The sequence below is a fragment of the Endozoicomonas sp. Z74 genome, from assembly GCF_057680865.1.
In genome coordinates this window covers 1-25,816 of sequence record NZ_JBLYZI010000027.1, presented here as the reverse complement: position 1 = coordinate 25,816, position 25,816 = coordinate 1, and the positions used below count along the sequence as shown (strand labels likewise).

Sequence of the window (25,816 nt, the reverse complement as noted above, 5' to 3'; positions counted from 1 at the left end):
AGAATGAGTGCTTCTCGTATAGGGTCTACTGGCTCTGATAAACCACCAGAGCTTCCCACCCTTCCAAAAAAGCAACGAACAAAGGCAGGAAAACACGAAGTCAGTGAAACTTCCGGACGAAAAAATGTAACTGAAAATCCATCACCTTCTTCCCACCCTTCACCCTCGAAAACGTTAATCGAAAGAGCACGTCCCACGAAAGTTAGCGAACAAGATAAAGATGGATATCAAACCTATCTAAGCCAGGGAAATAACAGCGCTACACCGGAAACCCTAAGTAACTCTTTTAACAACCATTTGGTTGGACCAGATTCATTCTCCACTGAAGCGCTGTACCAGCACATTTCAGCTCCTGACGCTAATAAACTGGGCATTGCTTTACACAGCAACCTGGGAGAGCTGGAAGACGATGACGAAGAGTGGCCGGATGATCTGTCAGATTCAAGGCAGTGTTCACAAACAACCGTTCCTGAAGCTAATCAAATAACCGTCACTATAAATAAGCCAGAGCCACGCCCCTACTATGCGGATAATCATGATTTTGACTCAAGTGATGACTCCACTGGTCAATACACAGATACATACAATTCAACCGCCGTCAGTGATGAGAGTGAAGAAGAACTTAGTGAAAGCATGCTTTTTTTACAGGAACTGGAGAATCTGAACGACAAATCGGTTATCACAACCAGCAGAACAATATCGACCAACAATGATGGTGACTCGGGTTATAACAGCGGCAATCAGAAAACGTCTCCTAAGAGTGAAGTAAGCTTCAATAAATTACAGGCTCGAAACCAGGAGCTATACCCTGTAACTAATCAAGTTGAACATATGGGTGATATTGAAGACCCTATAATTTTGTATAGTTCCCTTGAAACCCTATTAATTGAATTACGGAATCCAGATAAAAAATACAATAGCTCGGACTTAACCATGGGCACCTTTCTCAATATTCAGAAACTAATAAGCCCACCTCTCTCTCCAAGAGAGAGAAGAAGGTTGCTCCCGAACTTACTGGAGTCAGCAAGCTACATTTGCCATAAACAGCTTTCAGCCTGTAAAACAGTGAGACAGGCTAACAACACACTTGATGTGTTTGAAAAACTATTATTGGGAACCCCTTGGCCGAGACACCAGCAAACAGAGCTATTCAGAAAAGCCTTTTCTTCCATAAGTGACTATTTACCTTCTACCCAGAGCAAATTCCTTATCGATAGAATCAATAAAGGCAAGGGGGATCTACTGACGCTTTCACTGTTATCTGAGCAATGTCGCAATCACAAAGTCAGTAAAGATCAGGTCATTAACCTTATGATGGCCAAAGAGGAAAGGCTGCAGCTATTGAAGGCCGTTCAGGATGAATATGACGCCCTGGATGAAGAAGAGGATTATGCTGAACTCCTTGAGCTTGCAGAACAAGAAACAGAGTTAAGTAAAGGACTGGGGGAGTGGACGGAGGAAAGCCTTCAGGAAGCCTTTACCATGCTGGATAAATTATAAAAACCAGATTCTCAACATAAAAAAAAGCCAGGACAAAATCCTGGCTTTTTTCGTACCTGCCAGCAACGAAGGAGCCGTTGCCTGAGGTGAATGCCTGACTTATTCTTCGTCAGCGGACTCTACTGCTTCAACAGCAGGACGGTCCAGCAGCTCAACATAAGCCATAGGAGCATTGTCGCCCTTACGGAAACCGCACTTGATAATGCGGATATAACCACCAGGACGCTCTTTGAACCGTGGACCCAGTTCAGAGAACAGCTTGCCAACCGTAGCCTTGTTACGGAGACGATCGAACGCCAGCCGACGGTTTGCAACGCTGTCTTCCTTAGCCAGGGTGATCAGCGGTTCAGCAACACGACGCAGCTCTTTAGCCTTTGGCAGTGTTGTCTTGATTACTTCGTGCTCAACCAGGGAAGCAGTCATGTTCTTGAACATCGCCTTGCGATGAGAACTGTTCCGGTTAAGCTTGCGGCCACTCTTACGATGACGCATGGCACAAACTTCCTCTTCTTACTGGGGGCTGCCCCTTGTTTTTTAAAGAAATCGTTTCTTCAACAGTAACAGCCCACAGCCGCAATTACGCAGAAACCTTGTCGTCACTCTTCAAGCTGGCGGGAGGCCAGTTGTCGAGACGCATACCCAAACTCAGACCACGGGAGGCCAGAACGTCCTTGATTTCGGTCAGGGACTTCTTACCCAGGTTCGGGGTCTTGAGCAACTCAACTTCAGTACGCTGAATCAGGTCACCAATGTAGTAGATGTTTTCTGCCTTCAGGCAGTTAGCACTACGAACAGTGAGTTCCAGATCATCCACCGGACGCAGAAGAATCGGATCAACCTCATCTTCTTCTTTCACCGGCTCTGGCTCAGACTCACCCTCCAGATCCACGAAGACCGCCAGCTGCTGCTGCAGGATGGTCGCCGCACGGCGAATGGCTTCATCAGCATCCAGAGTGCCATTGGTTTCCAGATCAATGACCAGTTTGTCGAGGTCAGTACGCTGCTCAACACGAGCGCTTTCTACGACATAGGAAACACGGTACACGGGGCTGTATGTGGCATCCAACTGCAGGCGACCGATAGCACGAGTTTCCTCTTCATCCTGACGACGGCTGTCCGCAGACTCATAACCACGGCCACGAGCAACTTTCAGCTTCATGTTCAGGTCGCCCTTTTCATTCATGTGGGCGATTACATGATCCGGATTCACGATCTCAATGTCATGATCCAGCTGAATATCAGCTGCGGTGACAACACCCTCTCCCTTTTTACTCAGGGTCAGGGTGACAGCGTCACGGCCAGTCATATTGATGGCCAGGCCTTTGAGGTTCAGCAGGATTTCAATCACGTCCTCCTGCACGCCTTCAATCGCGCTGTACTCATGCTGCACACCGTCGATTTCCACTTCCGTTACGGCACAGCCGGGCATGGAAGAGAGAAGAATACGACGCAGCGCATTGCCAAGAGTGTGCCCAAAGCCACGCTCCAGAGGCTCCAGAGTGACCTTGGCGCGTGTCAGGCTGATTTCCTCGACATCAATATGCCGAGGAGTTAGAAATTCAGTAACCGAATTCTGCATGGATGTTACACCCCACCTAACTGTCTATCCCTTACTTGGAGTACAGCTCGACGATCAAGTTCTCGTTGATGTCGGCCGCCAAATCACTCCGCTCGGGCAGCACCTTGAAGACACCTTCTTTTTTCTTGGCATCTACTTCCACCCATGTGGAGAATCCACGCTGAGCGGCCAGTTCAAGGGCTGCATTGATACGCAGCTGGTTTTGTGCCTTCTCGCGAATGGCAACAACGTCACCGGGTGCAACCTTGTAAGACGGGATGTTCACGGTCTTACCATTCACCAAGACAGCCTTGTGGCTGACCAGCTGGCGTGCTTCTGCACGGGTAGAGCCGAATCCCATGCGGTAAACTACATTATCAAGGCGAGACTCCAGAAGTTGCAACAGGTTTGAACCGGTTGCGCCCTTCAGGCGGTCAGCTTCCTTGTAGTAGTTACGGAACTGCTTTTCCAGTACACCGTAGATACGACGAACTTTCTGCTTCTCACGAAGCTGGACACCGTAGTCAGACAGCCGACCACGACGCTGGCCATGCTGGCCAGGAGGAATTTCTGCCTTGCACTTTGACTCGAGGGGGCGAACGCCACTCTTCAGGAAGAGATCGGTGCCTTCACGACGAGACAGTTTGCACTTAGGACCTATATATCTAGCCATTTACCGGTCTCCTGCTTATACACGACGCTTTTTAGGCGGACGACAACCATTGTGGGGGATCGGGGTAACATCAGTGATGTTAGTGATCTTGTACCCACAAGCGTTGAGAGCGCGTACAGCGGATTCACGGCCTGGTCCAGGCCCTTTAACACATACGTCCAAATTCTTCAGACCGTATTCAGCGGCAGCACGACCAGCACGCTCAGCTGCAACCTGGGCAGCGAACGGGGTGCTTTTACGGGAACCACGGAAGCCGGAGCCACCTGCAGTTGCCCAGGACAGTGCATTACCCTGGCGGTCGGTAATTGTCACGATAGTGTTGTTAAAAGAGGCGTGGATATGGGCGATGCCATCCACTACCGTCTTTTTAACCTTCTTACGTGTACGAGTACCTGGCTTTGCCATATCAGAACAAATCCTGTATCAAAAAGAGTGTTGCTCTATCTCTGAAAAGAGAAGCAACCATCTTACTTACGAATCGGTTTGCGCGGACCCTTACGGGTACGGGCATTGGTCTTAGAGCGCTGACCACGAACCGGCAGACTGCGACGGTGGCGGATACCACGGTAGCAACCCAGGTCCATCAGGCGCTTGATGTTCATGCTGATCTCACGACGCAGGTCACCTTCAGTGTCGAGTTTTGCAACTTCGCCACGCAGGGATTCCAGCTGGTCTTCGCTCAGATCAGAAACTTTGGCAGACGGGTTAACGCCTGTGGTGGCACACAGCTTTTGGGCTGTGGTCTTGCCAATACCAAAGATGTAGGTCAACGAGATAACAGCATGTTTGTTATCCGGAATGTTGACACCGGCAATACGGGCCATTCAATCGTCTCCGTTATTACATTTAACCGTGCACCAGCGTTTCATCTAACAGCAATGAAGATCACTGAAACACGTCACCATAATCAACCACCTCCAGCAGGAACCCTGCTTCAAGGCATTCACTATGGCTGTTTTCACCCTGTTGGTTTCAGAGCCGGGAGGCTCAAAAACAATGCAGGCACATTTCTAACAGGTCGAAAGGCGGAAATTTTAATCCGCTATGCGATAAAACACAACCGTTCATGACATAAAATCATGAACGGTTGTGTTTGCCTGAGGTCACATTAGACCAGAGTCCATACCACCAGAGAATCCGTAGATTCCCGGTGACCATTAACCCTGACGCTGTTTGTGACGTGGCTCCTGACAGATCACACGCACAGTACCCCTGCGCTTGATGATCTTGCAGTTGCGGCAGATTTTCTTAACCGACGCACGTACTTTCATAACTTACTCCACAACCGTTGCAGAGCCTGGCTGCTCAGCGGATCAAACCACCGCCACCATAGCCCTTAAGATTGGATTTCTTCATCAGCGCACCATACTGATGAGACATCAGGTGCGACTGCACCTGAGCCATGGTATCCATTACCACGACTACTACGATCAGCAGGCTGGTACCGCCCAGGTAGAAAGGCACGTTGGCCGAAACCACCAGGAACTGAGGCAACAGACACACTGCTGTCATGTAGAGGGCACCAAACATGGTCAGGCGAGTCAGGACACCATCAATATACCGGGCAGACTGCTCACCAGGACGAATCCCGGGAATGAACGCTCCGGACTTCTTCAGGTTATCTGCCACATCCTTCGGATTGAAGACAAGAGCAGTGTAGAAGAAGCAGAAAAAGATGATGCCTGCCGAGAACAGTATGATGTTCAGTGGCTGACCCGGACCCAGCGCCAGAGCAATTTCCTGCAACCACTCCCGGCCTTCACCCTGCCCAAACCATTGGGCAATGGAGGCGGGAAACAGCAGCAGACTGGATGCAAAAATGGCCGGGATAACACCCGCCATATTCACCTTCAGCGGCAGGTGGCTGCTCTGGGCTGCGAACACTTTACGCCCTTGCTGACGCTTGGCATAGTTCACAGTAATGCGGCGCTGACCCCGCTCAATAAAGACTACAAATGCGATTACTGCGACAGCGAGAATAGCCACTGCCAGCAGCATCAGGATGTTGACATCCCCCTGGCGTGCGGACTCGAAAGACCGCACAATCGCACTTGGAAGACCAGCGACAATACCTGCAAAGATGAGAATCGAAATACCGTTACCGATCCCCCGCTCAGTCACTTGCTCACCCAGCCACATCATAAAGACGGCACCGGTGACAAATGTGACAACGGCAACCACATAGAAGCTGATGTCAGTGCTGAACGCAACACCCTGATTGGCCAGACCTACTGTCATCCCGGTACCCTGAACCAGGGCGAGGATAACAGTCAGGTAGCGGGTGTACTGGCTGATCTTGCGACGTCCGGACTCACCTTCCTTCTTGAGCTGCTCCAACTGCGGACTCACCACGCTCATCAACTGAACGATAATGGATGCCGAAATGTAGGGCATGATTCCAAGAGCCAGAACAGACATCCGTTCCAGCGCACCGCCGGAAAACATGTTGAACAGCCCCAGGATAGTGCCTTCATTTTGTTGAAACATCCGGGCCAGCGCATCAGGGTTGATGCCTGGCACAGGGATGTGCGCACCGATCCTGTATACCAGGATCGCCAGAAACACGAACTTGACACGAGACCACAGCTCGTTCAATCCGCTTTGATTCCCAACAGGTAATGTCTTAGCCATTTAGTCCTCGATCTTACCACCGGCAGCTTCAATCGCAGCACGGGCGCCTTTGGTAACAGCCAGACCTTTAATGGTGACTGCTTTAGCCAATTCGCCAGACAGTACCACTTTAGCACGCTGGATGCTACCGCCTACCAGGTCTGCAGCCTTCAGGGCAGCCAGATCGATCACATCCGCTTCTACCTTGCCCAGTTCGTGCAGACGAATCTCAGCAGTGTAGCGTGCTTTACGGGAAGTAAAGCCGTACTTTGGCAGACGACGCTGCAGTGGCTGCTGACCGCCTTCGAAACCAGGCTTGACAGAACCACCGGAACGGGACTTTTGACCTTTGTGGCCACGTCCGCAGGTCTTGCCCAGGCCGGAACCGATCCCACGACCAACGCGCTTACCCTCTTTGCGGCTGCCTTCAGCCGGGCTCAGAGTATTCAGACGCATATTATTCTCCTTCTACCCGGACAAGGTAGGAAACCTTGTTGATCATGCCACGGACTGAAGGAGTGTCTTCCACTTCAACAGTGTGGTTGATACGACGCAGGCCCAGACCCCGTACGCAAGCCTTGTGGCTTTCGAGGCGACCGCTGGTGCTCTTAACGAGCGTCACTTTGATCTTCTTCTCAGCCATGACTTACCCCAGGATATCCTCAACAGACTTGCCACGCTTGGCAGCAATGCCTTCAGGAGAACGCATGTCGCGCAGGCCCTTGAATGTGGCCTGAACTACGTTCACAGGATTGGTGGAACCGTAGCACTTGGCCAGTACGTTGTGTACGCCTGCTACTTCCAGAACGGCACGCATGGCGCCACCGGCAATAACACCGGTACCAGCAGAGGCTGGCTGCATGTACACCTTGGAAGCACCGTGACGGGCTTTTACAGGGTACTGCAGGGTGTCGCCATTCAGATCAACATTGATCATGTTGCGACGGGCCGCTTCCATAGCCTTCTGGATAGCGATTGGCACTTCACGGGCCTTGCCGCGACCGAAGCCAACCTTACCCTTGCCATCACCTACGACGGTCAGCGCTGTGAAACCGAAGATACGGCCACCTTTCACCACTTTGGCGACACGGTTAACCTGTACCAGCTTCTCAATCAGACCTTCGTCGTTGTTAGCTTTACGCTCATCTCTTGCCATGACGCCTACCCTCAGAATTCCAGTCCGGCTTCACGGGCAGCATCGGCAAGCGCCTTCACACGACCGTGATACTTGAAACCAGAGCGGTCAAACGCCACCTTGGTCACACCTGCAGCCTTGGCGCGCTCAGCAATCAGAGCACCGACTTTTTTGGCTGCGTCTACGTTACCGGTAGCATCGCTACGCAGTTCTTTCTCAACAGTGGAGGCAGTTGCCAGCACTTTGTCGCCCTCTGGGGCGATGACCTGCGCATAGATGTGGCGAGGCGTACGATGGATGCTCAGGCGAGTGGCACCCAGTTCACGCATCTTGACCCTTGCACGAAGGGCACGACGCAGGCGAGAAGATTTCTTGTCCATCATGATCTCACCCTACCTTACTTTTTCTTGGCTTCTTTGCGACGAACATGTTCGTCAGCGTAGCGAACACCCTTGCCCTTATAAGGCTCAGGACGACGGAATTCGCGGATCTCCGCTGCAACCTGTCCAACCAGCTGCTTGTCGATACCCTTGATCAGGATCTCGGTCTGGCTGGGGGTTTCCGCTGTAACACCTTCCGGCAGAGCGTACTCAACCGGATGAGAGAAGCCCAGGTTCAGGTTCAGGGTTTTGCCCTTGGCCTGAGCACGGTAACCAACACCGACCAGCTGCAGCTTCTTTTCGAAGCCAGCAGTGACGCCGGTTACCATGTTGTTGACCAGTGCACGGGTGGTTCCTGCCAGAGCACGGGAGTGCTTGGCACCATCGCGTGGAGCAAAAGTCAGGACGTTGTCTTCCTGGCCTACTTCGACATTCGCATGAATGTCCAGTTCCAGTTGACCTTTAGCGCCTTTGATGACGATATTCTGGCCGCTTCGCTTGATCTCTACACCAGCAGGGATAGCTACAGGGCTCTTGGCTACTCGAGACATATTACCCCTCCCTTAGAACACGGTGCAGAGAACTTCACCACCAACACCGGCTGCACGGGCAGCACGATCGGTCATTACACCTTTGTTGGTAGAAACGATAGCGATACCCAGACCGCCATTAACCTTGGGCAGCGCTTCCTTGCCAGCGTAGGAACGCAGGCCTGGACGACTGGCGCGCTTGAGGCTTTCAATAACCGGCTTGCCTTCGAAGTACTTCAGTTCGACGACCAGCTCAGCCTTGGTTTCGCCTTCAACACTGAAATCAGCGATGAAGCCTTCATCCTTCAGGACCTTGGCTACAGCAGCCTTGATCTTGGAGGACGGCATGCTGACAGAGGTGTGCTCTGCCATCTGGGCATTACGGATACGAGTTAGCATATCTGCTAACGGGTCCTGCATACTCATTATCTATATCTCCCGAAGATGAAACGCGCTTACCAGCTGGCCTTGACCAGACCTGGAACATCACCCCGCATGGCGGCTTCACGCAGCTTGATCCGGCTCAGGCCGAACTTGCGCAGGACACCATGAGGACGACCAGTGACGCGGCAGCGGTTGCGCAGACGTGCAGGGCTGGCATTACGCGGCAGCTTCTGCAGGGCAACCTGTGCGTCCCAACGCTCATCTTCAGTGCTGTTGGGGTTGTTGATGACAGCTTTCAGCTGTGCACGCTTTTGGGCGTATTTGGCAACGGTGCGCTGACGCTTCAACTCCCGCTGCTTCATGGATACTTTTGCCATAAAACTCGTACCTGTATCAGTTACGGAAAGGGAAGTTGAAAGCCTTGAGCAGAGCGCGGCCTTCATCGTCAGACTTTGCGGTGGTGGTCAGAGTGATGTCCAGACCGCGCAGTGTGTCGATTTTGTCGTAATCAACTTCAGGGAAGATGATCTGCTCTTTAACACCCATGCTGTAGTTACCACGTCCGTCAAATGACTTCGGGCTCAGACCACGGAAGTCACGGACACGAGGCAGTGCGATGTCAACCAGGCGCTCCAGGAACTCATACATGCGATCGCTGCGCAGAGTTACCTTAACACCGATAGGCCAGCCTTCACGGACCTTGAAGCCAGCAACAGACTTGCGAGCCTTGGTGACAACCGCTTTCTGACCGGCAATTTTTTCCATGTCAGCAACAGCATGCTCGATGACTTTCTTGTCACCGATGGCTTCACCAACACCCATGTTCAGGGTGATTTTGGTGATGCGGGGTACTTCATGAACGTTCTTCACACCCAGCTCTTCTTTGAGCTTGGGCAGAATCTCTTCACGATATTTCGTCTTAAAATTCGCCATCATTCACCCCTTACGCGTCAACCGGCTTGCCGTCAGACTTGAATACGCGCTGCTTCTTGCCTTCTTCAGTGAAGGAAAAGCCAACACGATCAGCCTTGTTGGTTTCAGGGTTCAGGATCGCAACGTTGGAAGCCTGGATTGCAGCTTCTTTCTCTACGATACCACCAGGGGTGCCCAGCATTGGGTTAGGCTTCTGATGCTTCTTGATCATGTTGATGCCAGAAACAATCAGCTTGCCGTCAGCACGAACGGTCTGCACTTTACCGCGCTTACCCTTGTCCTTGCCGGCAATTACGATGACTTCGTCATCACGACGGATCTTTTTCATTACCTGCTCCCGTTACAGTACTTCTGGGGCCAGTGAGATAATCTTCATGAACTGCTCACCACGCAATTCACGAGTCACTGGTCCAAAGATACGGGTACCGATGGGCTGGTTGCTGGCGTTCAGCAGAACGGCGGCATTGCCATCGAATTTAATCAGGGAACCGTCGGGACGACGAACACCTTTCTTGGTACGAACAACAACTGCGTTCATCACCTGGCCTTTCTTGACCTTGCCGCGGGGAATCGCTTCCTTCACGGTCACCTTGATGATGTCACCGATGTGTGCGTAACGGCGATGGGATCCTCCCAGCACCTTGATACACTGAACTCGACGGGCGCCGCTGTTATCAGCGACTTCGAGTTGACTTTCTGTCTGGATCATTGCTTATTCTCCAAGCCCAAACTGCAGACGGGTACTCGCCGGCTTTTCATGGAAACGGCCGGTTCGGCTCAAAGCCGGACCGGCCTTTACTCACTCAAGCCCAAAGCACCGTAGCCTTAGATTTGAGTAGCACGCTCGTCAATAGATACAAGTTCAAATGTCTTGCTCTTTGACAGAGGACGAGTCTCCTTGATGGTTACAACGTCTCCCATATGGCAGTCGTTGTTCTCATCATGAGCGTGCAACTTGGTGGACCGCTTTACGATTTTACCGTAAAGAGGATGTTTTACCCGGCGCTCAATGAGGACAGTCACGGTTTTATCCATCTTGTCACTCACGACCTTGCCGGTGAGAGTACGGACCTTCTTGTCTTCAGCCATCTTATGCTCCTGCCTTTTCATTCAGGATGGTCTTGATGCGTGCAACATCACGCTTGACCTGTTTCAGCAGATGACTCTGACCCAGTTGGCCAGTAGCTTTCTGCATACGGTAGTTAAACTGATCCCGCAGCAGAGAGAGCAGCTCAGCATTGAGCTCCTCTACAGACTTTTCACGCAGTTCAGCAGCTTTCATCACATCACGCTCCGCTTAACGAAGGCAGTTTCCACGGGCAGCTTGGCTGCAGCCAGAGCGAAGGCTTCACGAGCCAGCTCTTCGGACACACCTTCCATCTCATAGAGAACGCGGCCTGGTTGAATCTGGCACACCCAGTATTCCACGTTACCCTTACCTTTACCCTGACGAACCTCGAGAGGCTTACCTGTAATAGGCTTGTCAGGGAAGACGCGGATCCAGATTTTACCGCCACGTTTAATGTGACGGGTCATGGCACGACGAGCCGCCTCAATCTGGCGTGCTGTTATACGTCCACGACCGGTCGCTTTCAATGCGTATTCGCCGAAGCTAACCTTGGAGCCGCGGAGTGCCAGGCCACGATTGCGGCCTTTTTGCTGCTTACGAAATTTCGTACGCTTAGGCTGTAACATTTCCGCGCTCCTTAACTCTTAGCTTGACGCTTCTTGGGGCGACGGGCTGGTTCTTTAGGGGCTTCAACGGTAGGTGCAACACCACCGATGACTTCACCCTTGAAGATCCAGACCTTCACACCCAGGATGCCGTAAGTGGTCAGTGCTTCGTAGTGTGCATAATCAATGTCTGCACGCAGAGTGTGCAGAGGCACACGACCTTCACGGTACCATTCAGTACGCGCGATCTCAGCACCGCCAAGACGGCCGCTCAGTTGAACCTTGATACCCTTGGCACCCAGACGCATGGCGTTCTGGACAGAGCGCTTCATGGCACGACGGAACATCACACGACGCTCCAGCTGGCCAGCAATGCTCTGAGCTACCAGCATGGCATCCAGTTCAGGCTTGCGGATTTCCTCGATGTTGATATGGACAGGAACGCCCATCATCTTGGTCACTTCCTGACGCAGCTTCTCAACGTCTTCACCCTTCTTGCCAATCACGATGCCTGGACGGGCAGTGTGAATGGTGATGCGGGCGCTTTGCGCTGGACGCTGGATATCAACACGGCTTACAGAAGCGTTTTTCAGCTTCTTCTCAATGAAACTGCGCACGGCCAGATCGGCATTCAGCTTGTCAGCGTAGTCGCTGCCATCTGCAAACCAGACTGAACGGTGGGGCTTTACGATGCCCAGGCGAATTCCATTAGGATGTACTTTCTGACCCATCTGATCGCTCCTTAGACCTCTGCAACCTTAACCGTAATATGGCAAGACCGCTTCAGAATGCGATCAGCGCGGCCCTTGGCACGGGGACGAATACGCTTCATGGTCATGCCTTCATCAACGAAGACAGTGGACACTTTCAGCTCATCAATATCCATGCCGTCATTGTGCTCTGCGTTTGCAATAGCAGACTCGAGCACTTTCTTGACCAGAACTGCAGCCTTCTTGGGGCTGTAGCTCAGGAGATCCAGGGCTTCGCCTACTGCCTTGCCGCGGATCTGGTCAGCGACCAGACGCGCTTTCTGGGCAGAAATGCGAGCGCCTTTATGCATAGCAGCTACTTCTTTCATTTCCTAACCCTCTTAGCGCTTCTTGGCCTTCTTGTCTGCAGCATGACCGCGATAGGTGCGGGTTGCTGCAAACTCACCCAGCTTATGGCCGACCATGTCTTCAGTAACGAAAACCGGTACGTGCTGACGACCGTTGTGAACGGCCAGAGTCAGACCAACCATGGTTGGGATAATCATTGAGCGGCGCGACCAGGTCTTGATCGGACGCTTGCTGCCGCTGTCTGCCGCTTCTTCGACTTTCTTCAGCAGGTGAAGGTCGATGAATGGGCCTTTCTTCAAAGAACGTGGCACTGTCGTATCCTCTCTCTAGGCTTACTTCGCGCTGCGACGACGTACGATCATTTTATCGGTACGCTTGTTGGAGCGAGTCTTGCGACCCTTGGTCGGAACACCCCATGGTGTCACTGGGTGACGACCACCGGAAGTACGACCTTCACCACCACCGTGTGGGTGATCAACCGGGTTCATGGCAACACCACGAACGGTCGGACGAACACCACGCCAGCGCTTGGCACCCGCCTTACCCAGAGAGCGCAGATTGTGCTCGCTGTTGGAGACTTCACCCAGAGTGGCACGACAGTCAGCCAGAACTTTACGCATTTCACCGGAACGCAGGCGCAGAGTGACGTAAGCACCGTCACGGGCAACCAGCTGGGCAGAAGCACCAGCACTGCGAATCATCTGAGCACCTTTACCAGGCTTCAGCTCGACACAGTGAACGATGGAACCCTGAGGGATATTGCGCAGAGGCAATGTGTTACCCGCCTTGATGGGTGCATCGACACCGGAGAACAGCTCATCACCGGCTTTCACGCCCTTAGGCGCAATAATGTAACGACGCTCACCGTCCATGTACTTCAACAGGGCGATGTGCGCAGTACGGTTTGGATCGTATTCCAGACGCTCAACAACAGCAGGAATACCATCCTTGTTGCGACGAAAATCTACGATACGATAGTGCTGCTTGTGACCACCCCCACGATGACGGGTAGTGATACGACCAGCATTGTTACGACCACCAGACTTGCTCTTCTTTTCCACCAGGGGCGCATAAGGACGTCCCTTGTGCAGGTCAGGGTTGACAACCTTGACAACGAAGCGGCGACCTGGAGACGTCGGCTTGCATTTAATAACTGCCATTCTCTAGCTCCTTATTCCGCGTCCGCGAAGTCAATTTCCTGACCCTGCTCCAGGCTGACGTAAGCCTTCTTCCAGTCTGAGCGCTGGCCCATACCGAAACGAGTACGCTTTGTCTTGCCCTTAACAACGGCAGTCCTAACAGCCTTGACGCTGACTTCAAACAGCTGCTCAACAGCTTTCTTGATTTCCAGCTTGGTGGCGTCCTTGGCTACCTTGAAGACGTACTGGCTGTGCTCTTCAGCAACAACGGTAGCCTTCTCGGAAATGTGCGGGCCAAGCAGAACCTGATAAATACGTTCCTGGTTCATCCCAGCATCTCCTCGAACTTCTTGACAGCAGCAACGGTCATCACGACTTTCTCGTGAGCAACCAGGCTGACCGGATCAATACCCTGCACATCACGCACATCCACATGAGGAATGTTGCGGGCAGCCAGGTAGATGTTCTGATCCACTTCATCAGCAACGATCAGCGCGTTGTTGACGTTCAGTTCGTTCAGCTTGGCAACAACCTGCTTGGTCTTGGGAGTATCAACAGTGAATTGATCAACAATCACCAGACGCTCCTGACGAACCAGCTCAGACAGGATGGAGCGCAGAGCACCGCGATACATCTTCTTGTTCAGTTTCTGAGCGTGATCCTGTGGTTTGGCAGCAAATGTCTTGCCGCCCCCGCGCCATAGTGGGCTGCGGATTGTACCGGCGCGTGCACGACCAGTACCTTTCTGACGCCAGGGCTTACGACCACCGCCACTTACGTCGCTGCGGTTTTTCTGAGCTCTGGTGCCTTGACGAGCACCCGCCATGAATGCAACAACCGCCTGGTGAACCAGGGTTTCGTTGAATTCAGTGCCGAATGTTACGTCTGAGACCTGAACGGCATCTGCACCGTTTACCTTCAGTTCCATCGTCTAATCCCCTCAGGCGCCAGCTTTAACCGCAGGTTTAACGATAACGTCAGCACCGGTAGCACCAGGTACTGCGCCCTTAACCAGCAGCAGGTTACGCTCGCTGTCTACGCGAACGATCTCCAGGGACTGTACGGTCACTTTCTCAGCGCCCATATGTCCAGCCATTTTCTTGCCTTTGAAGACTCGACCAGGAGTCTGGCACTGACCAATAGAGCCAGGTGCGCGGTGAGACAGAGAGTTACCGTGAGTGGCGTCCTGCATATGGAAGTTCCAGCGCTTAACACCGCCCTGGAAGCCCTTACCCTTGGAACGACCGGTAACGTCTACCTTCTGACCCTGTTCGAACAGGTCAACTCCGATCACGTCGCCCAGCTTGTACTCAGCTTCAGCGTCGAGACGGAATTCCCAGAGACCAGAACCGGCTTCAACTTCCGCTTTCGCGAAATGGCCCGCTTCCGGCTTGCTCAGACGGCTGCTCTTCTTACTGCCCTTGGTTACCTGAACTGCAGTGTATCCGTCGGATTCCAGAGTTTTCACCTGGGTCACGCGGTTCGGATCTACTTCAATTACGGTAACCGGCACAGAAGCACCGTCTTCCGTGAAAATGCGAGTCATGCCGCATTTTTTTCCGACTAAACCAATAGTCATTTCAACCTCTCTCGTGTACGGGGCTATCACCCACTATGGCCGCTCACTTCAGAGCTGTTACACAAAAGTGTGCACACTTTGATATGGCGCCCGTGGCCGCAATCAACCGAGACTAATCTGCACTTCAACGCCAGCTGCCAGATCCAGCTTCATCAGTGCGTCTACAGTTTTTTCGGTGGGCTCGATAATGTCGAGAAGACGCTTATGGGTACGGATTTCATACTGATCACGAGCGTCTTTGTTGACGTGTGGAGAAATCAGAACCGTAAAACGTTCTTTTCGGGTAGGCAGAGGGATAGGACCACGCACCTGAGCACCAGTTCTCTTGGCAGTATCAACGATTTCCTGCGTAGACTGGTCAATCAGGCGATGATCAAAAGCCTTCAGACGAATGCGAATTTGCTGAGCTTGACTCATCTTGTTGTAACCATGGCATCAATAAAGAACTAAGTCCGGCGATCAATGTCACCTGGACAAAAGGACGCGAAATTCTACTAAGCATAAAACCCGCTGTCAACTCAAGGTAGCGATACCAAAAAAAACCACCTGCATGAGTCACGCCTTTAAACCAAGCCGGAGAGTATACCTCTGATTATTGGCGTCATTCATAGGGAGTATCCCTATCCGCGCCTCACCCATACGACAGCTGAAATAAAAAACCATCGTACAATTTTTAAATCGCTCATCTCATTACCGTCACAGACTGAGTAATACCGGTATCAACCACGGCAACCGCGAACACCCCTACGTGCTTATGGGTTCTTATCACATCCCCACTAGGGTCAACCGGCTGACCGCTCCTCTCTCATCCATAACCAGCAGCTGATTGCTCCCGGGTACCAGGTGATCCAGTCGAATGTGGATGGAACCACCTGGCAGCTGAGTACCATTTAAATACCAGCTTACCTTTCCACTGGCACCTTCGACTCGCAGATCAACTGGCACTTTCTGGCTTTTTACCCGGTAAAAAACCTGGCCATCCTCAGCCCCCAGAATCCTCAACGGTGCCATTTCCACAGGCCTAACCCTGCAACGGTCATCATAAACAGGCACTCGACTGCTCCGCCGATACGCCCTGGGCAACCAGCTTTCCAGGGCCAGGGGCCAGAGGAAAACCTCTTTACTGATTAAAGTACCCATATGACAGTGACGATTGGCCCGAAAGCCGGACCGGGCGTTGACCATAAACCGGCGTTCCGGATTAAAAAAGGTTCTGCCGTTCTCAGGCCTCAGGGTTCTTGGCGTCACCCCCTGCTTTGTCCAGGCCACATACTGTTCGTCGCAACCTTGCGTAATACTTTCCTGAGCCCGGCCATCGGGCCAGCAAATGTTTTTCCTGACCACGCCAGCGGGCGGTTCAATCACTCTGGAATGGGGGTCGATCCGATTAAACACGGTGAATAACAGGGGACCGGCAACCAGCGCTCCCATTTTCTTTCTCATGGGCTGGCCGTCAGGCCGCCCCAACCAGACCCCTGCGGTATAGTCCCTGGTCAGGCCTACGGCCCAGACATCCCGGTGCCCATAGGAAGTCCCCGATTTCCAGGCCACTTTGGGCAGCAGCTCTTCCGAAATCCCCGGAGCCTCTCCTTCTGGCAGACGAACTTTTCGTAGAGTGTCGTAAGTCATCCAGGCAGCCTCTTCACTGAGTAATCGGCGAGGGATAATTGGCTGATCAGTCGCTGCCAAAATCGATGGGTATACAAGACCATTGTTGGCCATTGCACTGTAGAGATTCACCAGCCGCTCAAGAGAGCTGCCAGCCCCGCCCAAGATCACTGCCGCACTGGCAACAGCGCCGGGCACCTGTAACGGCTGCTGGACATGATCAAGGCGATTGACAAAACGCTGCTCGCCATAAGCTTCTATTAACTGAACAAAAGGAATATTCAGGGAGCGTATCAAAGCCTCGGATACAGAGACCGCCCCGGAAAACCCCCTGGAAAAATTGCCGGGACGGTAGTCTCTTGCCACCCTGGGAACATCCGCCATCAAAGAGTGGGAATGAATCAGATGGTCATCAATGGCCAGACCATAAAGCAGGGGTTTCAACGTTGAGCCTGGGGAGCGAATGGCCTGCACCATATCCACTTGCCCGGCTCTTGAAGCATCCAGAAAATCCGAAGAGGCCACATAGGCCCTGACCTTATGAGTGGCATTTTCAATCACCATCACTGCAGCAGAAACACCTGCTCCCTGCATCCGGGCATATTGCCGGACATATTCCTCCACCGGACCCTGAATATTGCGATCAATTGTCGTTTCAATAACGCTCTTGCCAGGGGTGGCGTCCACCAGTCTTCGAGCCAGTATCGGTGCCATCATGGGCTGGTCCAGATCCCAGACAGCCACCGGTTCTTCCCGGGCATGGCGCACCGCTTCCAGCCCCCAGGTTCGAAAGGACAACAGGCGATCCAGCACTTTATCCCTTGCGGCTCTGGCCCGCTGTGGATAACGGTCAGGCCTCAAACGGGAAGGTGCCTGGGGAAGCACTGCCAGCAACGCCGCTTCTGAACGACGCAATTCACTGGCTGGTTTCTGAAAATACTGAAAACTGGCCGCCTGAACCCCTTCAAGGGTTCCACCGAAGGGCGCATGGTTCAAATAGAGTTCCAGAATCGTCTTTTTGCTCAGGTGCCACTCCAGCTGAAAGGCGCGGAGCATTTGATACAGCTTTCCCCAAACCGTCTTTGAATGGGGATAGAGAATACGGGCTACCTGCATGGTCAGGGTAGAACCTCCGGAAACAATCTCTCCATGTCGAAGCCATTGCCAGGCAGCCCGGACCAGACTGAAGGGATTGACTCCGGGATGCTGATAAAAAAAGCGATCCTCATAGGCCAGCAGGGCATCCAGGTACCAGGGCGAGACCTGGTCAAGCGTTACCCGGTAGCGCCAGACACCTTCATCATCAGCAAAGGCCCGTAGGGGGTAACCTCTGGAATCCAGCACGACGGTGGAGTAACTGGATTGTTCTTCAGGCAGATGAAGGGGGTTGTATCGGTCAGCCAGCCATAAACAAAATACCGAAACACATAGCACCAGGAACCAAACCGCCCCCCATAGAATTCTTTTGGATAAGTGTTTCAGCAACTGCACCGAGCCCAACCCTTAGCATAATTAATCAGGATATGACCATTATACGCTCGCCTCATACTGTTTTGGGGATAAGCAACGTATACAGGAACCATTAAATACTGATCGGAGTTCACAAGCTGAACGTGAATATTTTCTGAAACAGGGACCTGCGTCATTGACAAACTTCTTCTTTTTATTCAACGTGCCCTTGCCATAAAGAAGGTGGGGATAACTACAATGAGTTTGAGAAGCTTTTGTGACTTCAAAGGTTTTAAGCCCAATAAACATACAACTGCTGCCATAGCAGAGATTGAAAGGCTAACAGATCTTACCAACAAACTAACCTTTCTCGCGGCAGGGGTACCACTTTTCGAACTTTTCGCTACACCTGGAACCCATTTAAAAACCATTATAGATATTGGTCGCTATGACTGGGAGGGGTTTGCCGACTCACTTCAGTCCATTGGCAGTTTTCATAGAACCCGCATTTATGAAATAGCACAGCGAGAGCTATTACTGAATAACCACAACTCTGACAACACAAAATTCTGGGAGTGTGTATCTGATGCTGCACGCTAAAAAACTGATTACTCTATTTATGTTTGCTTTCACATTTCACCTCCATGCAGCAGAAACAGAATGCAACAGACGTATTTTAGAACTGCCTGAATCTCACTGGTTACTGAGCCAGGACGCGTTGCTCCAGAAGAAAACCCTTATGTTTCTGGCACGCAGAAACAGCTATTTTTGCCACAGGGAAGCCTATGCCCAGGATATTTTGTTAACCATCGAAAAATCTGCTCAATCAGGCGATATGAGTCAGATAGATAACGATGTACAAGCGATTATTTCTCTTGTTCCCAAAGAGGAGGACCGACTGTTTTTTGACAAAACCTTTGGAAAAGAAAAGGTGAATAAACTGATTAAGAATTATCAATATTCTTTTGACGCTGTGGCAACAGCCAGAAATTTAGGCTTAATTCCTGAAATAGCTGACTGATATACCACCATCTACCAGAAAAACCGTCAGAGTTAACCGGGTCTCTAGAAAATAATATTCCTTGTAGCTATGGATAAACGGCTACTTTACCCACTACAAGCGAATGTAGTGGTACGTATCATACCAAGAGACCTTTCATCCACAGCCAATACACTGGCTGGCTTGCCACAATGCTTGTTGGCTAAATCCTGAACCTTGGCATCGGACATCACTGTCCGATCATATTTTACGGATATGGAGCTTGGAGACTTGTGCAAAATCTCGTATGTCCCGAATAAGCCGACTGGGGCACCTTGGCAACCGTACAAAAACACTGAAACAGTGAAAAGTATTAAGAAGTATTTTGTTGGCTTTGGTCGTATTTTAGAACTCATTTAAGTACTTCCTCATGGTCTTGAAGCAAGGTTGTCAGCACATACTGACAACCAAGGTAAAAAATAGGAAAGATTACTACTCAAGCACAATTTATCTGGCAACCCGAACACGCCCCGGCGCATTACTGACACCATGAACAGCAGGCGTATACATGGACTCCACCGTCACCGGAGGTGCCGTGTATTGTCCCGGATTCACAGCCCGGGCAATAAAATACAGCACCTGCTCATCGTCTTTTCTTAAATCCAGTGCCGCGACATAACGGTCATCCCTGAATTCCTGATACTGGACATCGATCAGCGAATGAACCGGCTCACCCTCAATACGTAGATTTTCCAGCTTCAGGGCATTTGCCAGGTTCTGATTTTCCAGCTCCAGCCCCGCAGGCATCAGGCTGACCAGCAGTGCATCGGGCACTCTCTTACTGGCCAGTACGCTGACCCTGCCAAGAATAATATCGCCTGCAGTCAACGCTTCCAGGTTATCAACCCTCTGAGCCTCTCCCTGCTTTACCCGGTAATGGCTGAGTTTTACCCGGATGCCCTTATTGATATTTTCCGGCGGTTTCCGGGGCAAACCTGTCACCGCAAAGGTAGCAAACAGCGGGTGCTCCGAGCGGTTTTCAAACCGGAGGTCACCGGTCAAATCCGCCCTTCTTATGACTTTGATCAGCTCTCCTGTTTGTTTCAATGTTTCCTTCTGCCCGGCACTGACCAGCGCTCCCTGCCATTCATCCGGCCCACGCTCACTTTCAAGCGTCACTGCTAATTGAAACAGGGCACTGCGCTCCTGGGGACTGAAGTAATGCTCCTGTCGTAAATGAGTGTTCAAAGACATCAGTTGGCTCAGGGCAGTCTTTTTAAGAGCGCCCTTTTTAAAAGAGCTCTCCTTAAGCAGGTAATGGATCACCATTGCCTGGTCTCGAATCACGGAACCATAATCCCCCAGGTACATCCCGGGTTTACGCTCAGTCGTCAGTGCTTTTTGAATCAAGCGCTCCCCTTCTTCCTGACTGCCCACCTGAATCATCGCCAGGCCCAGGTGAACACCGGGAAGGGGGGAAAGGGCATCGGCAAGTTCTTTCTCCGCCATATCACGCAGAGGCCCCAGGGAGATTTTCCCTTCCATTGCCAGAATATAGGCGGCATAAGCCCGATAAGCGAACTGATAGTGGGAAGGGGACTGGCTCCAGCGATTCACCATCAATGGGGAGCGCCGTACAACGTACTCCTTCAGCCGTTTGATCGCCGGTTCCAGCAGTGCATCCGGCACGTTATAGCCAGCCCTCCGGCTTTCCAACAGAAACTCAGCGACGTATGCCGTCAGCCAGTGCTCTTCAGAGGAAGATCGGGACCAGAGCCCAAAGCCACCGGAAGCCAGCTGCAATTCCGTGAAACGATCCATCGCCTGTTGAACCTTTTTATCCGCCTCTTGCTGATCCAGCTCCATCTTGCCAAGAAAGTTGTCAAGAAGGTTGTCAGAAAGAGCCGCTGGCGGCCCTGCCAGGGCAATGTATGGGATCGTCTTACTGGTGGTCTGTTCCAAACACTGGTAGGGGTACTCACTTAAATATTGCCAGTGTTCACCAGCCTGCAGATCGGGCAACTTTCCGACCTTAAGGCGTCCGCTCAGGGTGCGGGGCACAAGACCCGCAATCAGCCCGGGATCAAACACCAGTGATTCCCCGGCGGACAAAACGGCACCACGGGAACGATACAGCGCGGGCCTGGCATCACGAACGCCCAGTGTCCATTCACGGGTAATTGGACGGGTGATCACCTCTTGCCCGGCCTTTTGAAACTCTGTCTTTTGAAGCTCCTCTCCTTGATCACGGCTACTTTCTACGCTGCCGTTACCATCGGCGCTGGCATTCAGGGTGATGTTCGCCCTGATAACACCCTGCCCGGATGACTCTCCGGCAGCGGCCTCAAAATAGATCACTTTTCTGGCCCCCGCAGACAATACAAAAGCCTCCCCTGTCTGCTGGTCTGCCCCTTTCTTCTTTTTATCCCCTTTCTCCACCCGTTGAAGGGGACCACTGAGGTCAATATCCACTTGCAGATTCTGGTCTTCACCGGTCATGTTCACCAGGTCCATGGCCAGTGTCGCGCGGTCACCGGTTGCCAGAAAGCGGGGGGCCGATAGCTGGGCCACCACGGGAGAGGCCACCTTAACCACTTTGCTTTCTTTGCCGAAGCGGTCACCTTCAATCCCAATGGCCGTCAGTTTCAGCTCACCTTCAAACTGGGGCAGTTGCAGGGGAATGGTTGCACGCCCCTGCTCTACAGAAACCAGTCCACTGAACAGGCTGACAATATTCACTCCGGTTCTGGGCTTTTCGCCCCCACGAGTCAGATCCGCATCGCCTCCCCAACGCTGCTGGGCGGTATCGGCCAGCTTATATTCCAGAACATCATCAAACATATCCGACAACCGGATGCTGTATTGCCGCTGACTGTAGAAATAGTCATGGGGGTCCTCTACCTGGTAGCCCGTGACACTCAGCACCCCGGAATCCACCGCACTCAATGTCACCCAGGCCTCCCCGGTCTCTCCTTCCCCATCTTCCCCATAAGAGAGCGGCTTTCCTTTGCTGTCGTTTATCTGGACATTCACCTCCACCTGCTGATCCGGTCGCCACTTCTGTGGCGCATCAATGTGGACTTCCAGCTTGCGGCTGTCCCGGTCCAGGGGAAGCGGAATAATGCCAAAGCTGCGCTTGGCCACCTTTTCGGTACTTTCTGTGGGAGCCACCACAAAAGCGCTCACATACAAATCGTGTCGTTTGATCGTTGTGGGCAGGGGGAGGTCCACTTCAGCCTGACGGTCTTTCAAGGCAACCTGGGTGCTGTACAGCACCTCATTGGCTTCCAGCATCACCACCGCCGTTCCATCTGTGGGCGCTGCAATCCTGACACGGGCGGCATCACCGGAATGATAGGCCTTCCGGTCAAGAGCAAGACTGACCTGATCCGGCAGAATCCGGTTCTGGTTGTACTGCCAGTTTGAATACCAGTTTTCCCCGGCAAAGAAGCGGTAAGTGGTTTTTCCACCGGACTTCAGGTCAGTGATCTCCAGGCGATACCGTCCCCACTCCACCGGCAGCGCCAGTTCCACGGGTTGATCCGAAGTAAAGCGGGCATTGCGGGTCAGGGCCAGGTATTCATTTTCATCTCTCTGGTAATGCCAGCCCCGACTGCGGGTATAGGTCCAGAAATATTTTTCCTCTTCCCGGTAAAGCTCAACCTTTGCCTCCCCTTCAGGTTGCACCACACCATGCTGATTGACTTTCAACAGAGAAAAGGCTGCCATGGCATTCTTATCCGAGCGCCCCCGCTCAAAGTGAGGTTTCACCCCCACATAGGTTTCACGGGGCCAGAGCAGAACATTATAGGAACGATTAATGGCCCGCCCCCCGGTTTCGTATAGGCTGTACTGCAGGTGGATACTGGCCGGAACCTGCCAATGGTCAAGGTTGATTCCATCCGGCAGCCGGGTGACCCCCTCGCCTTTATCATCCAGCTCAACGGAGCCCAGCTCTTCGTAATCCACCCGGCCCTCTTCCGGAGCCCCGAAAATATAGCCCTTCAGTGAGGTCAAAGCGCCTTGATCCGCAGGAGCCGGGTCAACAAAAGCCGGATCAAAAGGACTTCCCCAGGCTCGAACCTGCAGGCTGGTTTCCAACCGGTTTCCGGCAGCAGGTGCCCCATAAAGGTACTCACCCAATACCTTGATACTGAGGTCATTTCCTCTGGAAACAGTGGCACGCCCCACAACAGCCCCCTCTTTCAGGGGCTCAAAAGAGAGCCTGAGCCGCTCTGGCAGGAACTCCTCTACCTTGAAGGAAAAGACCGTGGCCTGTCGCTCATTGCCTGGGGAAAATATTCTGGCCCGCCACTGTCCCACCGGCGCTCCAGAGGGAATGTCAAAAGAGAGTTGGTGATATCCCGCTGCAGCAGACGACACCAGCCAGCTGTTGTGAACGCTGCCATTGGGTTTGCGGACTTCCACTTTAACCGGCCCAGCCACTGGCTGACCATCATCATCCCGCTTCAAAACACTCAAGGTCATGGTCTCGCCGGGGCGATAAATATCCCTGGCCGACCAGGCAAACAGTTCATTCTGCCGCCAGGGTCTCCCTCCCACCTCAAATTCAGAAAGATCAATCCCGGGGCCCTGGTATTGAAGAACCGTTGTTTCACTTCCCCTGGTGGCAAGAATCAGGCGTGGGCCGCCATTGGAAGAAGAAAAAGAATTGGGTGAAAATGACCAGGCTCCTTCTGAATCGGTCACCCCTTCCTCACTCACTCTGGATTTGCGATTCAGAACAGCAACATTGACATCAGGCAGTAATTGCCCGGTCCGGATATCCTGGGCGATCACCCGCACCTGTTCAGGGTATTTTCGTATCTGCAGCCCGATGGACGACACCGTAAACCAGGTTTTGGCATCCACATCAAAAGCACCGGGGCGGGACAGAGTGGCAAAGTAAACACCCGGCTCACGGACAGATTCTATTTTTGTCAGGTCGATCAGGGTTCGGTGCCGACGGTTTTTTTCACCGCCCACCACCAGCCTGGCACTGTATTGATGTTCAAGGTGCTCTTCCAGATAGCGGGCCTCACCATACCGGTAATCGGAAAAGAACGGGACGATCTGCGGATCCCTGACCCGATAAAGAGTGAAGTCTGCCTCTGGAGCATTGATGGCCATCACTGGCAGGGATTCAGTATGCCCCGGCACCATGACAACCCCCTCGCTCTCAAAAGAGACCACAGGTGTCATTTCCCTGGCTTTTATCGTTTTAACCGCGCCTTCACCCAGCGCCTTGTCATTGGCCGCCCGCAGTCCGGCCAGGACTTCAACGGAATAGGAAACCCCGGGCTCCAGCCCCACATAATAAAGTCGACGCCCATCCTTGCTGAGCACCGGCTCCGCCAGCGATGGCAGTACCCGGATATAACGCGGAAACTTCTGGTCGGTTTTTAACGGTGCGCTGAACGTGATCGCCAGGGCATTCAAGGCACCGTACTCCCGCTCAGAGATGTCCTGGACTGTAAAAGCCACCTGGCTGTAATCGACGTTTAACGAGTCAGCCTCCGCTGTCCTGTCAGCCCCACCAGAATGATGGTCCGTTTTACCTTCAGACGGGCGCCCGGATTGCTCAAGGGCGGGGTTCCGCTGCTCATTCACAGCCGTTTCATTCCTGTCCTGACTGCAGCCGGAAATCATGCCCAGGGTCAGCAGCAACCCCATTACCGCAAGCATTACTGCAAGGGACAACCTTCTTCGCAGGTAAGTACAGACATTCATGGTATTAATCCGGTCTTTGATGCAGAAAAGAGTCAGAGAAAACAGGCCTGGCCGTGATGCTATCAGAGCTGGTTCAGTGACTCGAGCCCTTCCAGCGCATTCATGACATTGATCTCTATAAATACCTGGTGGATGTCCTCCAGCATATCAATCTCCACCCGGCCAGGGAGGTGCAAGGTCTCATACCAAGATGATGGAAAGACAAATTCAGGGCAGATCCAATCAAGTCAGATTTGAACAGATAAGGGGGAGATACTCCCTGTTTGAATGCTTACTTTATGCCATCGAATGTTACGATTATTTTTGATCGATCCATTTTTCTGCACTAAGGAAACCTCCTGCCGATAGGTCTATTACCAATTATTGCAAGGGATTGACTCGATGACTCCTGTTCAGTTTCAACAGCTTCAGCAAGGTCTTGAAAATGGCTTGTACCAAATGGATGAGCAAAGAGAAGTTATTGTTGGAAAAACGCAAGCAGGTCAGCAAGTTGCTATTGTAACACCAGAAAAAAATATTGGTCTGGTCAATGGCAGCAGAAGCAATATTAGCAGCGCCAAAAAAACATTCAAAGCGTTTGTGGACAAAAAACGAGAAGAATATAAACAAGCATTAGATTCACTAAAAGCGTCAGTTTCTTCAAAAGAGCAGGAATGGAAAACACTCCAGAAACGGATGAATGGCCTAAAAAAAGACGCCAAGGCCCAGGCAATGCTTACTGGAACGATGACATTTGCTGGTGGAAAAGCCTCTGACGCGGTAGCTGATGCCAGGGCAAAAACATGATCACCAATTGAACAGCGCCATCAAGAAACAGCCTGTATAATCAGGGTTTTTCCTGTCTTTCGATGTCTGCAAAAGCCCTGTTTTCCAAATTCTCCTCGCTCACTGATAAGC

The 25,816-nt window shown here is 52.2% G+C and carries 34 protein-coding genes; 4 read left to right on the top strand and 30 right to left on the bottom strand.

Annotated elements, in window-relative coordinates:
- The first annotated feature begins 3 nt into the window (after positions 1–3).
- Entirely contained in the window at positions 4–1,500 is a 1,497-nt protein-coding gene (locus ACNRUY_RS10215; protein ID WP_488111526.1) for a hypothetical protein, read from the top strand.
- A 99-nt stretch (positions 1,501–1,599) separates the two neighbouring features.
- Here the strand turns inward: ACNRUY_RS10215 and rplQ are convergent, their stop codons facing one another.
- The 29 genes from rplQ to pbpC all read right to left on the bottom strand — a co-directional run bounded on the left by rplQ (position 1,600) and on the right by pbpC (position 18,252).
- Positions 1,600–1,992 (bottom strand): 50S ribosomal protein L17, encoded by a 393-nt coding sequence (rplQ, locus tag ACNRUY_RS10210; RefSeq protein ID WP_488111525.1) that lies wholly within the window; start codon positions 1,990–1,992, stop codon positions 1,600–1,602.
- A gap of 85 nt (positions 1,993–2,077) precedes the next feature.
- Complete coding sequence (locus ACNRUY_RS10205) at positions 2,078–3,079, bottom strand: DNA-directed RNA polymerase subunit alpha (RefSeq protein ID WP_488111524.1); 1,002 nt, start codon at positions 3,077–3,079, stop codon at positions 2,078–2,080.
- Positions 3,080–3,110: 31 nt separating this feature from the next.
- Complete coding sequence (rpsD, locus tag ACNRUY_RS10200) at positions 3,111–3,731, bottom strand: 30S ribosomal protein S4 (RefSeq protein ID WP_488111523.1); 621 nt, start codon at positions 3,729–3,731, stop codon at positions 3,111–3,113.
- A gap of 15 nt (positions 3,732–3,746) precedes the next feature.
- Positions 3,747–4,136: a 30S ribosomal protein S11 gene (gene rpsK / locus ACNRUY_RS10195; RefSeq protein ID WP_488111522.1), complete on the bottom strand. Its 390-nt coding sequence runs from the start codon at positions 4,134–4,136 to the stop codon at positions 3,747–3,749.
- Positions 4,137–4,198: 62 nt separating this feature from the next.
- Positions 4,199–4,555, bottom strand: a complete 357-nt coding sequence (gene rpsM, locus ACNRUY_RS10190; RefSeq protein ID WP_488111521.1) for a 30S ribosomal protein S13 — start codon at positions 4,553–4,555, stop codon at positions 4,199–4,201.
- Positions 4,556–4,888: 333 nt separating this feature from the next.
- The gene (gene rpmJ, locus ACNRUY_RS10185) at positions 4,889–5,002 is read right to left on the bottom strand and encodes a 50S ribosomal protein L36 (protein WP_488111520.1); all 114 of its coding nucleotides are present in this window, start codon (positions 5,000–5,002) and stop codon (positions 4,889–4,891) included.
- A gap of 34 nt (positions 5,003–5,036) precedes the next feature.
- A complete protein-coding gene (gene secY, locus ACNRUY_RS10180; RefSeq protein WP_488111519.1) occupies positions 5,037–6,362 on the bottom strand; it encodes a preprotein translocase subunit SecY in 1,326 nt (441 codons plus the stop codon).
- On the bottom strand, positions 6,363–6,797 hold the full coding sequence (rplO, locus tag ACNRUY_RS10175) for a 50S ribosomal protein L15 (RefSeq protein ID WP_488111518.1): 435 nt from the start codon (positions 6,795–6,797) through the stop codon (positions 6,363–6,365).
- Between the two features lies 1 nt (position 6,798).
- The gene (rpmD, locus tag ACNRUY_RS10170; protein WP_488111517.1) at positions 6,799–6,984 is read right to left on the bottom strand and encodes a 50S ribosomal protein L30; all 186 of its coding nucleotides are present in this window, start codon (positions 6,982–6,984) and stop codon (positions 6,799–6,801) included.
- A gap of 3 nt (positions 6,985–6,987) precedes the next feature.
- Complete coding sequence (gene rpsE, locus ACNRUY_RS10165) at positions 6,988–7,497, bottom strand: 30S ribosomal protein S5 (protein WP_488111516.1); 510 nt, start codon at positions 7,495–7,497, stop codon at positions 6,988–6,990.
- Positions 7,498–7,508: 11 nt separating this feature from the next.
- On the bottom strand, positions 7,509–7,859 hold the full coding sequence (rplR, locus tag ACNRUY_RS10160) for a 50S ribosomal protein L18 (protein ID WP_488111515.1): 351 nt from the start codon (positions 7,857–7,859) through the stop codon (positions 7,509–7,511).
- A 14-nt stretch (positions 7,860–7,873) separates the two neighbouring features.
- On the bottom strand, positions 7,874–8,407 hold the full coding sequence (gene rplF / locus ACNRUY_RS10155) for a 50S ribosomal protein L6 (RefSeq protein WP_488111514.1): 534 nt from the start codon (positions 8,405–8,407) through the stop codon (positions 7,874–7,876).
- 12 nt (positions 8,408–8,419) lie between these two features.
- Positions 8,420–8,812, bottom strand: a complete 393-nt coding sequence (gene rpsH, locus ACNRUY_RS10150) for a 30S ribosomal protein S8 (protein WP_488111513.1) — start codon at positions 8,810–8,812, stop codon at positions 8,420–8,422.
- 29 nt (positions 8,813–8,841) lie between these two features.
- On the bottom strand, positions 8,842–9,147 hold the full coding sequence (gene rpsN / locus ACNRUY_RS10145; protein WP_488111512.1) for a 30S ribosomal protein S14: 306 nt from the start codon (positions 9,145–9,147) through the stop codon (positions 8,842–8,844).
- A gap of 16 nt (positions 9,148–9,163) precedes the next feature.
- On the bottom strand, positions 9,164–9,703 hold the full coding sequence (gene rplE, locus ACNRUY_RS10140) for a 50S ribosomal protein L5 (RefSeq protein WP_488111511.1): 540 nt from the start codon (positions 9,701–9,703) through the stop codon (positions 9,164–9,166).
- 10 nt (positions 9,704–9,713) lie between these two features.
- Positions 9,714–10,031, bottom strand: coding sequence for a 50S ribosomal protein L24 (gene rplX / locus ACNRUY_RS10135; protein WP_488111510.1), 318 nt, complete (start codon positions 10,029–10,031; stop codon positions 9,714–9,716).
- Between the two features lie 12 nt (positions 10,032–10,043).
- Positions 10,044–10,412, bottom strand: coding sequence for a 50S ribosomal protein L14 (rplN, locus tag ACNRUY_RS10130; RefSeq protein WP_488111509.1), 369 nt, complete (start codon positions 10,410–10,412; stop codon positions 10,044–10,046).
- Positions 10,413–10,528: 116 nt separating this feature from the next.
- On the bottom strand, positions 10,529–10,792 hold the full coding sequence (gene rpsQ, locus ACNRUY_RS10125; protein WP_488111508.1) for a 30S ribosomal protein S17: 264 nt from the start codon (positions 10,790–10,792) through the stop codon (positions 10,529–10,531).
- Between the two features lies 1 nt (position 10,793).
- Positions 10,794–10,985 carry a 50S ribosomal protein L29 gene (gene rpmC, locus ACNRUY_RS10120; protein WP_488111507.1) on the bottom strand — a complete coding sequence of 64 codons (192 nt, stop codon included), beginning with the start codon at positions 10,983–10,985 and terminating at the stop codon, positions 10,794–10,796.
- Positions 10,985–11,398 (bottom strand): 50S ribosomal protein L16, encoded by a 414-nt coding sequence (rplP, locus tag ACNRUY_RS10115; RefSeq protein WP_488111506.1) that lies wholly within the window; start codon positions 11,396–11,398, stop codon positions 10,985–10,987. Before rplP ends, rpmC begins: the two co-directional genes overlap by 1 nt.
- A gap of 11 nt (positions 11,399–11,409) precedes the next feature.
- Positions 11,410–12,108: a 30S ribosomal protein S3 gene (gene rpsC / locus ACNRUY_RS10110; RefSeq protein ID WP_488111505.1), complete on the bottom strand. Its 699-nt coding sequence runs from the start codon at positions 12,106–12,108 to the stop codon at positions 11,410–11,412.
- Positions 12,109–12,119: 11 nt separating this feature from the next.
- A complete protein-coding gene (gene rplV / locus ACNRUY_RS10105; RefSeq protein ID WP_066014872.1) occupies positions 12,120–12,455 on the bottom strand; it encodes a 50S ribosomal protein L22 in 336 nt (111 codons plus the stop codon).
- A gap of 12 nt (positions 12,456–12,467) precedes the next feature.
- The gene (rpsS, locus tag ACNRUY_RS10100) at positions 12,468–12,746 is read right to left on the bottom strand and encodes a 30S ribosomal protein S19 (protein WP_488111504.1); all 279 of its coding nucleotides are present in this window, start codon (positions 12,744–12,746) and stop codon (positions 12,468–12,470) included.
- Positions 12,747–12,767: 21 nt separating this feature from the next.
- Positions 12,768–13,595 carry a 50S ribosomal protein L2 gene (gene rplB, locus ACNRUY_RS10095; protein WP_488111503.1) on the bottom strand — a complete coding sequence of 276 codons (828 nt, stop codon included), beginning with the start codon at positions 13,593–13,595 and terminating at the stop codon, positions 12,768–12,770.
- Positions 13,596–13,606: 11 nt separating this feature from the next.
- Entirely contained in the window at positions 13,607–13,903 is a 297-nt protein-coding gene (rplW, locus tag ACNRUY_RS10090) for a 50S ribosomal protein L23 (RefSeq protein WP_488111502.1), read from the bottom strand.
- Positions 13,900–14,502: a 50S ribosomal protein L4 gene (gene rplD, locus ACNRUY_RS10085; RefSeq protein WP_488111501.1), complete on the bottom strand. Its 603-nt coding sequence runs from the start codon at positions 14,500–14,502 to the stop codon at positions 13,900–13,902. The genes rplW and rplD overlap by 4 nt, the downstream gene beginning before the upstream one ends.
- Before the next feature lie 12 nt (positions 14,503–14,514).
- Positions 14,515–15,153 (bottom strand): 50S ribosomal protein L3, encoded by a 639-nt coding sequence (rplC, locus tag ACNRUY_RS10080; protein ID WP_488111500.1) that lies wholly within the window; start codon positions 15,151–15,153, stop codon positions 14,515–14,517.
- Between the two features lie 102 nt (positions 15,154–15,255).
- Positions 15,256–15,570 carry a 30S ribosomal protein S10 gene (gene rpsJ / locus ACNRUY_RS10075; RefSeq protein WP_034841731.1) on the bottom strand — a complete coding sequence of 105 codons (315 nt, stop codon included), beginning with the start codon at positions 15,568–15,570 and terminating at the stop codon, positions 15,256–15,258.
- A 348-nt stretch (positions 15,571–15,918) separates the two neighbouring features.
- Positions 15,919–18,252 carry a penicillin-binding protein 1C gene (gene pbpC / locus ACNRUY_RS10070; protein ID WP_488111499.1) on the bottom strand — a complete coding sequence of 778 codons (2,334 nt, stop codon included), beginning with the start codon at positions 18,250–18,252 and terminating at the stop codon, positions 15,919–15,921.
- A gap of 216 nt (positions 18,253–18,468) precedes the next feature.
- Here pbpC and ACNRUY_RS10065 point away from each other — a divergent pair, with 216 nt between their 5' ends.
- Together ACNRUY_RS10065 and ACNRUY_RS10060 are read left to right on the top strand one after the other, a co-directional pair.
- Positions 18,469–18,810, top strand: coding sequence for a hypothetical protein (locus ACNRUY_RS10065; RefSeq protein WP_488111498.1), 342 nt, complete (start codon positions 18,469–18,471; stop codon positions 18,808–18,810).
- A complete protein-coding gene (locus ACNRUY_RS10060; protein ID WP_488111497.1) occupies positions 18,797–19,231 on the top strand; it encodes a hypothetical protein in 435 nt (144 codons plus the stop codon). Before ACNRUY_RS10065 ends, ACNRUY_RS10060 begins: the two co-directional genes overlap by 14 nt.
- A gap of 465 nt (positions 19,232–19,696) precedes the next feature.
- On the opposite strand, the gene ACNRUY_RS10055 is transcribed toward ACNRUY_RS10060, so the two are convergent.
- Positions 19,697–24,919: an alpha-2-macroglobulin family protein gene (locus tag ACNRUY_RS10055; protein WP_488111496.1), complete on the bottom strand. Its 5,223-nt coding sequence runs from the start codon at positions 24,917–24,919 to the stop codon at positions 19,697–19,699.
- A 381-nt stretch (positions 24,920–25,300) separates the two neighbouring features.
- Here ACNRUY_RS10055 and ACNRUY_RS10050 point away from each other — a divergent pair, with 381 nt between their 5' ends.
- Positions 25,301–25,705 (top strand): hypothetical protein, encoded by a 405-nt coding sequence (locus tag ACNRUY_RS10050; RefSeq protein ID WP_488111495.1) that lies wholly within the window; start codon positions 25,301–25,303, stop codon positions 25,703–25,705.
- Positions 25,706–25,816 lie beyond the last annotated feature (111 nt).